The following is a 15125-nucleotide window of genomic DNA, read 5'->3' as shown; positions in this document are numbered from 1 at the left end:
GGCGGAGTACCCGCCGAGTGCGGTGAACCGGTCCTGCAGGTTGCCGTAGGTCTTCATGGCCGCGGCGCTGACCGCTGGATCGTCGTCGCCCATCGCCAGGGCCGACTCCTGCATGCCGAGGAGCAGCTGCCCGAGGCCCCTCGCATCGAGGATGCGCGTGCGCGCCAGGTCCTCCGGATTGCCCGAGCGCGGATCCTGCGGCAGGTAGCCGATCTCGCCCGTACGCTCGATGGTGCCGCCGGTCGCGAGCTCCTCGCCCGCGAGCACCTTGGTCAGGGTCGTCTTGCCCGCGCCGTTGCGTCCGACGAGGCCGATCTTATCGCCGCGCTCGACACGGAAGGTGACGTCCTCCATGAGCATGCGCGCGCCGACACGCAGTTCGAGGTCGTGCACGCTGAGCACAGGCAGAGTCCGATTCTTTGGTCGTCTTTCGACAAGGGGAGGTGGGGGTAGACCTCTAGTATATTTCGTGGGCCCCCGGTCCGAATTCCCCCACCTCGAGGAGACCGAATGTCCAGCGTGCCCCTGGCGGCCGGCCGGTCCTCGGCGGATCGTCGCTGAGGCAATCGTCGCGGCTCCCGTGCGTGGCGTAGGGTTTCCCGCGAGACCCGGGGAGAACAGGCGATGAGATCAGGCGGGGCGAGGCGATCCGGGCCGGTGACCGCGATCGCCGGGACGTTCGCGGTCGTCATCGTGGCTGCGGTGGTGGGACTGGTCGGCGCGGCCATTCCCGCGACCTCGGAGACGACGGGCAATCCGCTCACCGGCGACCGCTTCTATGCCGATCCGGACTCCCCGGCCGCTCGGGCGGCCTCGCCGGCCGACGGCGCGGACGCCGCCGCCTTCGAGTCGATCGCCTCGACGCCGACCGCCATCTGGCTGCTGCCGGAGAAGCATCCGACCGCCACGGTCGCCGGATACGTTCGGGGTCTCACCGCCGATGCCTCCGTCAGGGGTGCCGTCCCCGTGTTCGTTGTATACGGGATTCCCGATCGCGACTGTTCCGGCCAGTCCCAGGGCGGCCTGAGCGAGGCGGCGTATCCGCGCTGGATCGCGGCGATCGCCGATGGCCTGGGAACGGCGAAGAGCGTGATCATCCTCGAACCGGACTCGCTCGCACAGTCCCAGCAGTGCAACGACCTCGATGAGCGCGTGCGTCAGCTCGGCGACGACATCACGGCGCTCTCCGAGCCGCAGGCGACCATCTATCTCGACGGCGGTCACTCCGACTGGCTTCCCGCGGCCCAGATGGCACCGCTCCTGCAGCAGGCAGGGGTCGCCAGGGTGCGTGGTTTCGCCAGCAACGTCTCCAATTTCAACAGCACCGATCAGGAGCTGAGCTACGACACCACCCTCAGCTCGATGCTCGGCGGCGCCCACTTCGTCATCGACACCTCCCGCAACGGGAACGGCTCGAACGGCGAATGGTGCAATCCATCGGGACGCGCTCTCGGCAGCGCGCCGACCGTCGTCGACGACGGTACCGCCCACGATGCGAACCTGTGGATCAAGCCGCCCGGCGAGAGCGACGGCACCTGCAACGGCGGCCCGCCCGCCGGTCAATGGTGGGACGCCGCGGCGCTCGCTCTGGCCTCCGGCGGCTGACAGACGGCCGGGCTCCCCCGGCGCCACCGAGGATTGACTATCATCAACCCTATGCGGAGTGAATCGGAACAGCGGGTCGCTGTTGTCATCGAGGACGACATGGACATCCGCAACCTCATCGACACCGTGCTGTCCCAGGCCGGATTCCAGGTCATCACCGCGGCGAACGGCCAGGAGGGGGTCGAGGCGGTCCGCCGATACGACCCCATCGTCACGACGCTCGACGTGAACATGCCGGGAATGGACGGCTTCGAGGTCGCCAGGCGCATCCGGGCCTTCAGCATGAGCTACATCGTGATGCTGACCGCGCTGTCGGAGGAGATCGACACCGTGCAGGGGTTGGAAGCGGGTGCGGACGACTTCGTCAGCAAGCCGTTACGCCCGAGGGAGCTCCGCGCGCGTGTCGAGGCGATGCTCCGCCGTCCCCGCGCGGCGGCGGTCGAAACGGCCGGCACGACCCAGCCGGAGCCGGTCGTCGTCGTGGTTCCCCAGCCCGTCACCGCACCGGTTGTGGCCATGCCCGTCACCGCACCGGTGATCGCCCAGCCGGTCGTCTCCGCTGTTGCCCCGGTCTTCGCCGGCCCTCCCGAGCCCGCTCCGGTCGTCACCATTCCCGCCGCACCGACGCCGGTGTTCTCCGCTCCCCCGGCCCCGGTGGCGATCCCCGAACCGGTCTTCGCCCCCGCGTCTTCGGCACCCGTCGCCTCGGCGTCACCCGTCTTCGCCCAGCCTGCCGCCCCTGTCCAGGCATCCGTGCCGCCGGCCGCGGCCCCGGCACCCTCGACCCAGGGCGGCTCCGGGTGGCTCGAGCACAACGGTCTCTGGCTCAACCTGGAGACCAGGATCGTGCAGGTGGACAGGACCGAGGTGCTGCTGACCCGGAGCGAGTTCGATCTGCTGGCCACCCTGCTCGAGTCGGGCAGGCGGGTGCGGACGAAGGCCGACCTCGTGCTGCACCTCCGCGGCGACAGCTACGTCACGAGCCACATCATCACCGAGCCGGACAAGCGGGCCATCGAGGTGCACATGGGCAACCTGCGCAAGAAGCTGTCGGACAGCATCGCCGCTCCCCGCTTCATCGAGACGGTCCGCGGGGTGGGCTACCGCCTCACCGCGCCCGACGCCGCCTGACCGGGCGTTCTCCCGCTCGGGACGCCGCCTGAGGGCGCGCCCCTCCGCTCAGACGCGGTAGCCGCGATACCGGCGCAGGAGCTTCGAGGTCATGCCGAGCGTCTGCAGCGCCGTGATGACGCCGAGGAACGGCCAGGCCACCGCGAGGACCATCGACTGCGCGGCGATGGGCAGGAGGAACCAGCCGAGCACCAGGACGGCGATCGAGAGCAGAAGCACCAGGACCGGCATGAGATGCGCGTTGCCCGCCCCCTTCTCCGCCTTCGCCTGGGCGGCCCAGTTGTCCACCTGCTTGCGGCTGAGGAACTTCGTCCAGGCGCGGAAGAAATGGCCGAGCCTGATCCACATGTAGACCTCGGCGGGGATCACCGCGATGGCGAAGACGATGTCGCGCCAGTTCCGCTTCTTCATCGAGATCGCGGTCCGCAGGTTGAGCAGGCTCGCGATGGCCGGCGGGATCAGCCAGATTGGGCTGAAGACGAAGGCGCCGATCGACAGCGAGGCGACGAGCAGGACGACGAACATGAGCCGGGTGAGGGCGTTGACCGCCATCGAAAAGTTCTCGATCCAGCGCAGCCGGAGGTTGGGGTGGAAGGGCTGCCCCTTGGTGTCCCCGCGCTGTCCAGGCCACATGAGCTCGATGGATCCGAAGTTCCACTTGACCTGCTGCGCGTCGAGACCGCGCAGGGTGACCATGCCGCCGACATCCGCCCTCGCCTGGGCGCTGATCTTGGTGAGGTAGCCGGCGCTCTTGATCTGCAGCGAGAGGAGCGAGTCCTCGACCTCGCTGTCCTTCACCCACGGCGCGGACTGGTGGTTGTCCTTCATCGCCTGACGGAGGGCCTCGATCGAGAAGATCGAGAACTGACCGCCGAGCACCGCCATGTTCCGGCCGCGGAGCATGCTCAGCATGTTGAAGGAGGCGAACTGGGCGCGCTGCCCGGCGATGAGGAAGGGGGCCATGAGGCCCTTGAAGGGGCTGTCGTCGATGCTGAAGATCGCCGAGATCCCGCCGATGCGGCTGTCGGAGGCGATCTCAGCCTCCAGCTTCTCGACGGCATCGACCTCGGCGGTGGTGTCGCCGTCGACGCCCAGCAGATAGTCGCAACCCTCGATCAGGGTGAACCCGTAGTTGAGCGCGCCGACCTTCTTGTCCTTGTTCTTCCCGATGTCGTGGACGTAGACCTCGGTGAACTGCTCGATGCCGTCCACCTCGCGGACGTGGGGGCCGGCGAAGGCACTGGCGATGGCGACGGTGTCGTCGGTGGTGTTGTTGACCACGACGTGAATGACGTCGGGCACCCGCGTCTGACCGAGCAGGGACTCGATGACGGAGGCGATCGACTCCGCCTCGTTGTAGGCCGGGATGACGCAGCCGATGGTCGGACGGAGGGCCGCGAGGGAGTCCACCGAGGCGTCGAACTCGAAGGCCGAGTCCTCCGCGGAGCCCTCGGTGTCGCTGCGGTACCCGCTGTCTGTGGTAGTCATTGTTGGGGCCTTGCCCGTCCTTCGTGCCGTGGTTCCCGCGCGATCGGCCATGTCGCCGGGGTTGTAGTGTCAGTCTGCAGCACCGCACTCAGCCTTCCGCCAGGTTTCCCCGGCGGAAAGCTCAGGATTGGCGCAGGACTTCCGCAGCACGATTCGGCCGAATTCGGCCCGCCGTACCCCAGAGAACAACGAGGAAGAGATGATATCCAGCAAGAGACAGCGCCTGACCGGCACGATCCTCATGGCGGCCCTGTCGATAGGTCTGCTCTCCGGATGCGCTGATCTGCCGTTCTCCGCTGCCAAGGCATCCCCGTCCCCCACCCCGACACCGAGCAAGACGAGTGTCATCACGACCATCCACAACGACCTCGCGGCCGGATCGACCAAGCGCCTGCTGGGAGCGGGAGCGATCGCCCTGACCGTCAACTACTGGTCGGACCTCGCCATGGACCAGTGGACGGCATCGGCGAACAAGCCGATCAGCTTCTCCATGGTCGGCACGATCGACGGGGACCAGGGCCAGGCCGTCTACCTGTCGGAGGTCTCGGCGGTCCTTGCCGTGAACGGCCCGGACGGTCCGCTGACCGCCCCGGCGCCGCTGGACGACCGTGCGACGATCACGCCCGGATACCTCGTGAAATCCCCGTACAGCTACAGCCAGACCTTCGTGCTGCCGGCACTCGATAATCGGGCGACCTCGGTGACCCTGTCGTTCACCTACCAGCTGCTGCTGCAGACCACGCCGACCTCGAGCGAGTATGCCAAGCAGACCGCGTCTGACTCCCTCACGGTCGCGATCGCCCAGCCCTGAGCCGGTCTCCCGCTCGGCGGGGTGGTCACATCGAGAAGCCGAGGGCGCGCATCATGTCCCGCCCGTCGTCGGTGATCTTCTCCGGTCCCCACGGCGGCATCCAGACCCAGTTGATCCGGAACTGCTCGACGATGCCGTCCAGGGCCTCGGCGGTCTGCTCCTCGATGACGTCGGTGAGCGGGCAGCCGGCCGAGGTCAGCGTCATGCTGATGATGAGCGCGTCGTTCTCGTCGTCCCAGGTCAGGTCGTAGATGAGCCCCAGGTCGACGATGTTGACCCCGAGCTCGGGATCGACGACGTCCTTCAGCGCCTCCTCGACCCGGTCGAAGAGCTGGGGGGCGAGTGCAACAGCCATGGTCCTAGCCTAGGTTCGCCGTGGTGAGAAAGCGATCGTAACCCTCGTTCTCGAGGCGATCGGCCAGCTCGGCCCCGCCCTCCTCCGCGACCCGTCCATCGACGAAGACGTGCACGAAGTCCGGGGTGATGTACCGGAGGATGCGCGTGTAGTGGGTGATGAGCAGCAGGCCAAGGCCGGTGTTGGCCTTTGCCCGGTTGACACCCTCCGAGACGATCTTGAGCGCGTCGACGTCGAGACCGGAGTCCGTCTCGTCGAGGATGGCGAACTTGGGTTTGAGCAGCTCGAGCTGCAGGATCTCGTGGCGTTTCTTCTCCCCGCCGGAGAAGCCCTCGTTGACGTTGCGGTCCTTGAACGCCGGGTCCATCCGCAGGTTCTTCATCGCCTCGGTGACCTCCTTGCCCCAGGTGCGGATCGACGGCTGCGTGCCGTCGATGGCCGTCTTCGCGGTGCGCAGGAAGTTGGTGACCGCGACGCCGGGGATCTCCACCGGGTACTGCATGGCCAGGAACAGCCCGGCGCGGGCGCGGGCGTCCACCGTCATGGCGAGCAGGTCCTCGCCGTCGAGGGTGAGCGATCCGCCGTCGACGTGATACTTGGGGTGCCCGGCGATCGTATAGGCGAGCGTCGACTTGCCTGAGCCGTTCGGGCCCATGATGGCGTGGATCTCGCCCTCGTTCACCACGAGATCGACACCCTTGAGGATGGGCTTGGTGCCCTGCTCGGTCTCGACGCTGACCTGCAGATCCTTGACTTCGAGTCGTGACATGACTGTCCTTTCTAGGCGCTGATGACCGGGGTCGGGTCGATGTAGACGTCGCCGTCGACGATGGATACCGCGAAGACCGGGACCGGTTCGTAGGCGGGGAGGTTGAGCGGTTTGCCGGTGGTGAGCGAGAACTTCGATCCGTGGGCCCAGCACTCCAGGGTGTCGTCCTCCACGAATCCCTCCGCGAGCGAGATGTCGCCGTGGGTGCAGGTGTCGCCGAGCGCGTGGACGCCCCCGGCGGAGTCGCGCACGACGGCGATGGCCGTGCCGTCGATGGTCACTCGCAGTGCGGTTCCCAGTTCGATCTCGTCTTCGGCGCAGATCCTGATGCTCATGGGCGGTTTTCCTCGTTTCCGGTCAACTCGGCTTCGATCTTGTCGTGGAGCCGAGTCTCGAGCTCCGGTGAACCGATCTTCTGAATGATTTCCGCGAGGAAGCCGCGCACGACGAGTCGTCTGGCGTCCTCCTCGGCGATTCCCCTGGCTTGCAGGTAGAACAGTTGCTCGTCGTCGAAGCGTCCGGACGCGCTCGCGTGTCCGGCCCCTGCGATGTCGCCGGTCTCGATCTCGAGGTTGGGCACCGAGTCGGCTCGCGCGCCGTCGGTGAGCAGGAGATTGCGGTTCTGCTCGTAGCTGTCCGTCCCGGAGGCGGTCGGACGGATGAGGACGTCGCCGACCCAGACCGTGTGGGCGCCGATCCCCTGGAGCGCGCCCTTGTAGCTCACCCGCGACCTCGTGTTCGGCGCATCGTGGTTGACGAAGACCTGCTGTTCGAGGTGCTGGCCGGCGTCGGCGAAGTAGACGCCGTACAGCTCGACCTCTCCGCCCTCTGCCGAGAGGTGCACGGAGGGGTTCAGTCTGACCACCTCGCCGCCGAGTGACACGACGACGTGCTTGAGCCTGGCGTCGCGGCCGACCTCGGCGAAGTGGCTGGCCAGATGGATGCCGCCGCGGTTCCACTCCTGCACGCTGACGACCGTGAGCTCCGCACCCTCTTCGAGGACGATCTCGACGTTCTCGCTCAGCAGGGCGTCTCCCGATCCGTCCAGGACCACCGTTCCGCGGCTGTGGTGCTTCGCCGTGATGACGGTGTGCGCGCCGCGGGGGGCGGTGCCGAGGCCGGAGCGGTCGATGGCGATGGTGACGGGGGTCTCGCCGCCGATGGTCACCGCGAGGGCCTTCTCGAAACCGCTCCAGGCGTTCGCCGACGCCCGTTCCTCCGGCTTGCCCGCGCTGCCGATGCGGGCGTCCGAGCGGTCGATCCATTCGATGGTCGCCCCCTCGACGGAGGGGAGGGTGATCGGCAGCTCCGAGCCGTCGAGGTCGCCGCCGGTCAATGGCAGGACCTTGGCGATCGGGGTCCGCTTCCACTCGAGCTCCTGGCCGGTGACGGCGTCGAAGTCGCCGACCTCGAAGGAGCTGAACCGGGCGGAGCGCACCTGAACGGGGACGAGCGCCCAGCCCCCGTCGCTATGGGCCTTGGGTCCGTCCGGAGCGGAGGACGTCGTGACTGTTACTGGGGCGGACATCTAGCTGACCCGTCCTCTCGTCGTGCGCACGAGCATCAACCAACGCTGCCTTCCATGCCCATCTCGATGAGCTTGTTGAGTTCGAGGGCGTATTCCATGGGAAGCTCCCTGGCGATGGGCTCGATGAATCCGCGCACGATCATTGCCATCGCCTCGTCCTCCGGGAGCCCGCGCGACTGGAGATAGAACAGCTGTTCGGCGCTGACCCTGGACACCGTCGCCTCGTGCCCCATCTGGACGTCGTCCTCGCGGACGTCCGTCGTCGGATAGGTGTCCGATCTCGAGATCGCGTCGACGAGGAGCGCGTCGCACCTGACCGTGTTCGCCGAGTGATGCGCGCCCTCCGCGATGCGCACCTCGCCCCGGTACCCCGTTCGTCCGCCGCCGCGGGCGATCGACTTGGAGACGATCGACGACTGGGTGTACGGCGCCATGTGGATCATCTTGGCTCCCGCGTCCTGGTGCTGACCGGGGCCGGCGAAGGCCACGGAGAGCGTCTCGCCCTTGGCGTGCTCGCCGACCAGGTAGATCGAGGGGTACTTCATGGTCACCTTGGAGCCGATGTTGCCGTCGATCCACTCCATCGTCGCGCCCTCGTGGGCGATCGCCCGCTTGGTGACGAGGTTGTAGACGTTGTTCGACCAGTTCTGGATCGTCGTGTAACGGACACGCGCGTTCTTCTTGACGATGATCTCGACCACGGCGGAGTGCAGGGAGTCCGACTTGTAGATCGGAGCCGTGCAGCCCTCGATGTAGTGGACGTAACTGCCCTCGTCGGCGATGATCAGCGTCCGCTCGAACTGACCCATGTTCTCGGTGTTGATGCGGAAGTACGCCTGCAGCGGGATCGACACGTGCACACCCTTCGGCACGTAGACGAACGATCCTCCCGACCACACCGAGGTGTTCAGCGCGGCGAACTTGTTGTCGCCGGCGGGGATGACGGTGCCGAAGTACTCCTGGAAGATCTCGGGATACTCGCGCAGAGCGGTATCGGTGTCGAGGAAGATGACCCCCTGCTCCTCGAGCTCCTTGGTGATCGTGTGGTAGACCACCTCGGACTCGTACTGCGCGGCGACGCCGGAGACCAGCCGCTGACGCTCCGCCTCGGGGATGCCGAGCTTCTCATAGGTGTTCTTGATGTCGTCGGGCAGGTCGTCCCAGGTCTGGGCCTGCTTCTCCGTCGACCGGACGAAGTATTTGATGTTGTCGAAGTCGATCCCGGACAGGTCCGCGCCCCAGGCGGGCATCGGCTTCTTGTAGAAGACCGCAAGCGCCTTGAGACGGTTCTTCAGCATCCATTCGGGTTCGTTCTTGAGGGCGGAGATGTCGGCGACGACCTCCGGCGAGATCCCGCGTTTGGCGGATGCACCGGCGACGTCGGAGTCGGACCAGCCGAACTCGTAGATCCCCAGGCTCGCGAGTTCGGGGCGATCGATCAGGATGTCTGACATGTGAATACCTCTTCTCCTCCCTGCAGCCAACTACCTGCAGTGCACCAACCCGGCACTCGGCTCGGCCATTCCCCGCGCCGCGCGTTTCCATTCGGAAGCGGTGATGCAGGTTCTGTGCGCGTTCCTCGTGCCGATCAGGCCATGGGATGCCGCTCTCGACAACCCGGCGGCCTCACGAGTGGGCAGCGCCGTGCGCCACTCGAACTCCCAATTCTACAGGGTGAACTTTCGATTCGGTCAGGCAACCACCGGATTGACAGCCGCGGACGCGGGCGCGGCCTGCAAGGTTGAGAACAGCCGGGGATTGACCTCGAGGACCACCCGGATGGCCCCCACCCACACCAGCGCGGATCCCAGCAGATGGATCGCGACCAGGCCGCCGGGGATCCCGGTCAGCGACTGGACGAGGCCGATCGCGGCCTGCACGAGCGCCACCACCACGAAGAACACGACGCGGCGTCTGGCCAGCGCCGCCTGCGCGGAGCCGCGCAGCGAGAGCCACAGCGCGACGGCGATGACGATCGTCGCGGCGCCGAGAATCCCGTGCAGGATCGTGACATCCGCCCAGACGAAGCCCATGCGCGGGACCTCCGCGGAGTCCCCCGAGTGCGGGCCGGAACCGGAGACGAGGGTGCCGACGGCGATGAGGACGATGGTGCAGGCCACGAGCGCCCAGCTGAGGGCCACGGACGGCCCGGACAGCCTGGGCAGCGGGGCCTGCGGCGCCGTCTCCCTCGCCCGATGCCAGGTGAGCGTCGTGGTCGTCAGGAGGGCGATCGCCATGAGGAAGTGCAGCGCGACCACGTAGGGGTTCAGGCCGGTGAGGACGCTGATGCCGCCTGCGATGGCATTGGCGACGACCAGCCAGAACTGGGACCAGGCGAGGCGGGTCAGCGGGCGGTTGCGGGGTCTCTGCAGTCGCGCGGCCACGATCGCCCAACCGACCGCGAGGATCAGCAGGCCGGTCATGCTGCGGTTGCCGAACTCGATGAGCCCGTGGATGCCGAGGGCCGGGGTCGTGGTCAGTGAGGTCGCGTCGCAGGCTGGCCAGGTGGGGCAGCCGAGACCGGAGCCGGTCACCCGGACGACGCCGCCGCTGAAGACCAGGAAGATGCTGACGACGAGGGCGGCGGTGGTCCCCCAGCGCAGGGCGCGCGGACCGAGGGTCACACGTGAGGCCAGATAGCCGAACGGGGTGGTAATGGTTCTCTCCAAGCGGATGGGCGACTAGAACGGCAGAAGCGGGTCGATGCCGACGGCGATGAACAGCAGCGTCAGATAGCTGATCGAGCTGTGGAACACCCGCATCGGCCTGACCTCGCCGTGGCGGATGGCCATGGAATACAGCCGATGCGCCTCGTAGACGAACCAGGCGCCGGAGATGACCGCGACGGCGGAGTAGAGGATGCCCATGTGGCCGACCGGGATCAGCAGGAGCGAGCAGGCCACGGTCGCCCAGGCATAGAGGACGACCTGGAGGCCGACCACCGTGCGGCCGCGCACGACGCCGAGCATGGGCACGCTCGCGGACGAATAGTCGTCGCGGTAGCGCATGGACAGCGGCCAGTAGTGCGGTGGCGTCCAGAGGAAGACGACACCGAAGAGGATGACCGGCGCCCAGCCGAGCGAGTCGGTGACGGCGGCCCAGCCGATGAGCACTGGCACGCATCCGGCCGCACCGCCCCAGACGATGTTCTGCGGGGTCCTGCGCTTGAGGACGAGCGTGTAGAGCACAACGTAGATGAGGATCGCGGCGAGCGAGAGCGCCGCGGACAGCCAGTTGACGAGGAGCCCGAGCAGGAGAATCGATCCGGCGCCGATCACCCAGGCGAACACGAGCGCCTCGCGATCGCTGAGCTCGCCGGTGACGAGCGGCCTGCCGCTCGTGCGCTTCATGATCCTGTCCATGTCGCGATCGAGATAGCAGTTGAAAGCGCCGGCCGATCCGGCGCTCAGGGCGCCCCCGACCAGCGTCCAGAGAACCAGCCAGAGATTCGGGATGCCGTTCTGGGCGAGGATCATCACCGGCGCCGTGGTGACGAGCAGCAACTCGATCACCCGGGGCTTGGTCAGGGCCAGATAGGCCTTGGCCTTGCGGGAGAAGCCGATCCGCTCGCCCCGAAGACGAGTGTCCACCGCTAGGTTCATAGCTCCTCTAACCGCCGCAATTGCCTGCCACCGATTCTAGGCGTGCCGCGGGAGGCAGCGGGAGCCGTTCGGGAATAGAGCTTTGCCCAGTCGGTTTCTCTATACTTGAATACGCTTGCCAGCCGCAGGCTCCCCCGCCCCGTTCATCCAGGCACCGTGCCGTTCGGACACCAGACGCGAACGGGAGAACCCGCGGTGACGCCGACGATGTCGGGTGAGCGCGAAACCTCTAAAGCGGTGGACCGAGCCGGTCATCGCGGCAACAGAAGGGTCATCATCTCGTGGCAGCTCTCCAATGGGATTCCATTGACAACAAGGCCGTAGACACCGCTCGCGTTCTCGCGGCGGATGCCGTGGAGAAGGTGGGGAACGGGCATCCTGGCACGGCCATGAGCCTCGCCCCCGCGGCCTATCTGCTCTTCCAGAAGGTCATGCGGCGCGACCCGAGCGACAGCACCTGGATCGGCCGCGACCGGTTCATCCTGTCGGTGGGTCACAGCTCGCTCACCCAGTACGTGCAGTTCTACTTCGGCGGGTACGGCCTCGAACTCGACGACCTCAAGGCCCTGCGCACCTGGGGCTCGAAGACCCCTGGACACCCGGAGTACGGCCATACCGACGGGGTGGAGATCACCACCGGTCCGCTCGGCCAAGGACTCTCCTCCGCCGTCGGCTTCGCCTACGCCGCTCGCTACGAGCGCGGTCTGTTCGACCCGGATGCCGAAGAGGGCACGAGCCCGTTCGACCACCACATCTACGTGATCGCCGGGGACGGCGACATGCAGGAGGGCGTGACCAGCGAGGCGTCCTCCCTGGCCGGCCATCAGGAGCTCGGCAACCTCGTTGTCATCTACGACAGCAATCAGATCTCCATCGAGGACGACACCAACATCGCCTTCACCGAGGACGTCAAGGCCCGCTACGAGGCGTACCACTGGCACGTCCAGGTGGTCGACTGGAAGAAGACCGGCCAGTACCTCGAGGACGTCGCCGCCCTCAACGACGCCATCGAGGCCGCCAAGGCCGAGACGAGCAAGCCGTCCCTCATCATCCTCAAGACGATCATCGGATGGCCGAGCCCGAAGAAGCAGAACACCGGCAAGATCCACGGCTCCGCCCTCGGCGCCGACGAACTCAGGGCCGTCAAGGAGGTCCTCGGATTCGATCCGGACAAGACCTTCGAGGTCGACCCCGAGGTCATCGCCCACACCCGCAAGGCGGTCGACCGCGGCAAGGCCCTGCACGCGGAGTGGAACGAGCAGTTCGAGACCTGGGCCGCGGCGAACCCCGAGCGCAAGGTCCTGCTGGACCGGATTCTCGCAGGCGACCTGCCTGAGGGCGTCGAGGAGGCGCTCCCCGTCTTCGAGGCGGGCAAGGAGGTGTCGACCCGTGCGGCCTCCGGCAAGGTCCTCAACGCGCTCGGCCCGATCATCCCCGAGCTGTGGGGCGGATCGGCCGACCTCGCCGAGTCCAACAACACGACCATCGAGGGGGCCGCGTCGTTTGTGCCCTCCGAGCGGTCCACCCACGAGTGGACCGGCAACACCTACGGGCGGGTTCTGCACTTCGGCATCCGTGAGCACGCGATGGGCGCCATCCTCAACGGGATCGTGCTCCACGGCAACACCAGGCCGTTCGGTGGCACCTTCCTGATCTTCAGCGACTACATGCGCCCGGCCGTCCGCCTCGCCGCCCTCATGAAGGCGCCGACCATCTACGTCTGGACCCACGACTCCGTGGCGCTCGGCGAGGACGGGCCGACCCACCAGCCGATCGAGCAGCTCTCCACGTTGCGGGCCATCCCCGGCCTCGACGTGGTGCGGCCGGGCGACGCCAACGAGGTGGCCTGGGCGTGGAAGACCATCCTCGAGCGCAGGCAGGGTCCGGCTGGGCTCGCGCTGACGCGTCAGAACATCCCCGTCTTCGAGCGCGGGGACAACCTGGCGAGCGGGGACACCTTCGCATCGGCCAGGCACGTCGCCCGAGGCGCCTATGTGCTCGCCGAGGCGCCGGGGGGCACCCCGGACGTCATCTTCATCGCCACGGGCTCCGAGCTGCAGATCGCCGTCGACGCGCGCGAGCAGCTCAAGGCAGAGGGGATCAATGCCAGGGTCGTCTCCGCGCCGAGCCTCGAGTGGTTCGAGGAGCAGAGCGAGGACTATCGCGAGTCGGTGCTGCCGAAGGCGGTCAAGGCCCGCGTCTCGATCGAGGCGGGTCTGGATCTGACCTGGCGCAGCTACGTCGGCGACGCCGGCCGCAGCGTGTCCATCGAGCACTTCGGTGCCTCGGCCGACTACAAGACCCTGTTCCGCGAGTTCGGTATGACCACCGAGCACGCCATCGCCGCAGCAAAGGATTCGCTGGCCGCCCTGTAGCGGTCCGCAGAGGGAAAGAAGAGAAACTGTTATGACCGAGAACACCCCAACAGCCGCGCTGTCCGCGGTCGGCGTGAGCATCTGGCTCGACGACCTGTCCCGCGAACGCATCAACTCCGGTGGCCTGGAGAGGCTGATCGCCGAGCGCAACGTCGTCGGCGTCACCACCAACCCCACCATCTTCGCCAGCGCCCTGGCGAAGGGCGAGGCCTACGACGCCCAGGTCGCCGAGCTCGCCGCGCAGGGCAAGACCGTCACGGAGGCGGTCTTCGAGATCACCACCGACGACGTCGCGAACGCGAGCGACATCTTCCGCTCCGTGTACGACTCGACCGGCGGCGCGGACGGTCGCGTCTCCATCGAGGTCGAGCCCGGCCTCGCGCACGACGCGGCCGGCACCATCAACCAGGCCCAGCAGCTCTGGGCCAAGGTGAACCGTCCGAACGTCATGATCAAGATCCCGGCGACACTCGAGGGTCTCGAGGCGATCACCGAGACGATCGGCGCGGGAATCAGCGTCAACGTCACGCTGATCTTCAGCCTGGAGCGCCACCGTGCGGTCATCAACGCCTACCTGGCCGGCCTCGAGAAGGCCAAGGCCGCCGGACACGATCTGGCCACCATCCACTCCGTCGCCTCGTTCTTCGTCTCCCGCGTGGACACGGAGATCGACAAGCGCCTCGAGGCGATCGGCACCCCGGAGGCCCTCGCCCTCAAGAGCAAGGCGGGCATCGCCAACGCGCGCCTGGCCTACCAGGTGTTCGAGCAGGCCTTCGACAGCGAGCGGGCAAAGGGCCTGATCGCCGCCGGTGCCAACCGCCAGCGCCCGCTCTGGGCATCGACCGGCGTCAAGGACCCGACCCTGCCGGACACCCTCTACGTCACCGAGCTGGCCGTCAGCGACGTCGTCAACACGATGCCGGAGAAGACGCTCGAGGCAACCTTCGATCACGGTGTCATCGAGGGAGACAAGGTCACCGGCTCCTACGAGGAGGCGAACGCCGTCCTCGACGCGCTGGCCGAGCAGGGCATCTCCTACGACGAGGTGACGACGCTGCTGGAGAAGGAGGGCGTGGAGAAATTCATCGTCTCCTGGAACGAGCTCCTCGACACCGTGACGGCTGCCCTCGAGTCCGCCCAGAGCGGGGTCGCCAAATGAGCTTCGACATCACCGTCAGCGGCGCCGCCTCCGAGGCCGTCGACCGCGTTGTCCCCCAGCTGGTCGCCGACCTGGTGGCCTCGAGGATCGCCGGCCAGGACCCCGACCTTTGGGGTCCGGATGCCGCGGAGGAGGCCGCAAAGCGCCTCGGCTGGACGGAAGCCGTCGTCATCTCCGAGCCCATGGTCGACGACATCATCGCCCTGAGGGACCGGCTGCACGCCGAGGGTGTCGACCATGTTGTGCTCGGCGGCATGGGCGGATCGTCGCTCGCGCCCGAGGTCATCACCCGCACCGCGGGG

Annotated in this window: 14 protein-coding genes and 1 pseudogene; 6 read left to right on the top strand and 9 right to left on the bottom strand. The window is 67.3% G+C overall.

The genetic code is table 11. The features are described from left to right. Positions 1-402, bottom strand: a 402-nt coding sequence (locus VGC18_RS05115) for an ATP-binding cassette domain-containing protein (protein ID WP_331094906.1), incomplete at its 3' end; no start/stop codon positions are given. A 255-nt stretch (positions 403-657) separates the two neighbouring features. Here VGC18_RS05115 and VGC18_RS05110 point away from each other — a divergent pair. Then, on the top strand, positions 658-1605 hold the full coding sequence (locus VGC18_RS05110) for a glycoside hydrolase family 6 protein (RefSeq protein ID WP_331094904.1): 948 nt from the start codon (positions 658-660) through the stop codon (positions 1603-1605). A 51-nt stretch (positions 1606-1656) separates the two neighbouring features. Then, positions 1657-2736, top strand: coding sequence for a response regulator (locus VGC18_RS05105; RefSeq protein ID WP_331094902.1), 1080 nt, complete (start codon positions 1657-1659; stop codon positions 2734-2736). 48 nt (positions 2737-2784) lie between these two features. Here VGC18_RS05105 and VGC18_RS05100 read toward each other — a convergent pair whose 3' ends face one another. Continuing rightward, entirely contained in the window at positions 2785-4224 is a 1440-nt protein-coding gene (locus tag VGC18_RS05100) for a glycosyltransferase family 2 protein (protein WP_331094900.1), read from the bottom strand. 199 nt (positions 4225-4423) lie between these two features. Between VGC18_RS05100 and VGC18_RS05095 the strand changes: the two genes are divergently transcribed. Continuing rightward, on the top strand, positions 4424-5035 hold the full coding sequence (locus VGC18_RS05095) for a hypothetical protein (protein WP_331094898.1): 612 nt from the start codon (positions 4424-4426) through the stop codon (positions 5033-5035). Positions 5036-5060: 25 nt separating this feature from the next. Here the strand turns inward: VGC18_RS05095 and VGC18_RS05090 are convergent, their stop codons facing one another. The 7 genes from VGC18_RS05090 to VGC18_RS05060 all read right to left on the bottom strand — a co-directional run bounded on the left by VGC18_RS05090 (position 5061) and on the right by VGC18_RS05060 (position 11289). Next, complete coding sequence (locus VGC18_RS05090) at positions 5061-5390, bottom strand: metal-sulfur cluster assembly factor (RefSeq protein ID WP_331094896.1); 330 nt, start codon at positions 5388-5390, stop codon at positions 5061-5063. Positions 5391-5394: 4 nt separating this feature from the next. Beyond that, positions 5395-6159 (bottom strand): Fe-S cluster assembly ATPase SufC, encoded by a 765-nt coding sequence (gene sufC, locus VGC18_RS05085; RefSeq protein WP_331094894.1) that lies wholly within the window; start codon positions 6157-6159, stop codon positions 5395-5397. Positions 6160-6170: 11 nt separating this feature from the next. Beyond that, positions 6171-6494: a non-heme iron oxygenase ferredoxin subunit gene (locus tag VGC18_RS05080; RefSeq protein WP_331094892.1), complete on the bottom strand. Its 324-nt coding sequence runs from the start codon at positions 6492-6494 to the stop codon at positions 6171-6173. Continuing rightward, positions 6491-7687 (bottom strand): Fe-S cluster assembly protein SufD, encoded by a 1197-nt coding sequence (gene sufD, locus VGC18_RS05075; protein WP_331094890.1) that lies wholly within the window; start codon positions 7685-7687, stop codon positions 6491-6493. Before sufD ends, VGC18_RS05080 begins: the two co-directional genes overlap by 4 nt. A 35-nt stretch (positions 7688-7722) precedes the next feature. Beyond that, on the bottom strand, positions 7723-9141 hold the full coding sequence (gene sufB, locus VGC18_RS05070; protein ID WP_331094888.1) for a Fe-S cluster assembly protein SufB: 1419 nt from the start codon (positions 9139-9141) through the stop codon (positions 7723-7725). 237 nt (positions 9142-9378) lie between these two features. After that, positions 9379-10356: a COX15/CtaA family protein gene (locus VGC18_RS05065; protein ID WP_331094886.1), complete on the bottom strand. Its 978-nt coding sequence runs from the start codon at positions 10354-10356 to the stop codon at positions 9379-9381. 12 nt (positions 10357-10368) lie between these two features. Continuing rightward, entirely contained in the window at positions 10369-11289 is a 921-nt protein-coding gene (locus VGC18_RS05060; protein ID WP_331094884.1) for a heme o synthase, read from the bottom strand. A gap of 281 nt (positions 11290-11570) precedes the next feature. Here VGC18_RS05060 and tkt point away from each other — a divergent pair, with 281 nt between their 5' ends. The 3 genes and pseudogenes from tkt to VGC18_RS05045 all read left to right on the top strand — a co-directional run. Then, on the top strand, positions 11571-13664 hold the full coding sequence (tkt, locus tag VGC18_RS05055) for a transketolase (RefSeq protein WP_331094882.1): 2094 nt from the start codon (positions 11571-11573) through the stop codon (positions 13662-13664). Between the two features lie 31 nt (positions 13665-13695). Beyond that, entirely contained in the window at positions 13696-14823 is a 1128-nt protein-coding gene (gene tal, locus VGC18_RS05050) for a transaldolase (RefSeq protein ID WP_331094880.1), read from the top strand. Further along, positions 14820-15125: pseudogene (locus tag VGC18_RS05045) on the top strand (glucose-6-phosphate isomerase); the annotation flags it as partial. The gene tal and the pseudogene VGC18_RS05045, both read left to right, overlap by 4 nt.

Source organism: Lacisediminihabitans sp., from assembly GCF_036404185.1.
In the GTDB taxonomy this organism is placed as follows: Bacteria; Actinomycetota; Actinomycetes; order Actinomycetales; family Microbacteriaceae; genus Lacisediminihabitans.
Note: the sequence above shows the minus strand (reverse complement) of the source record. Positions and strands in the feature narration are given on the sequence as shown.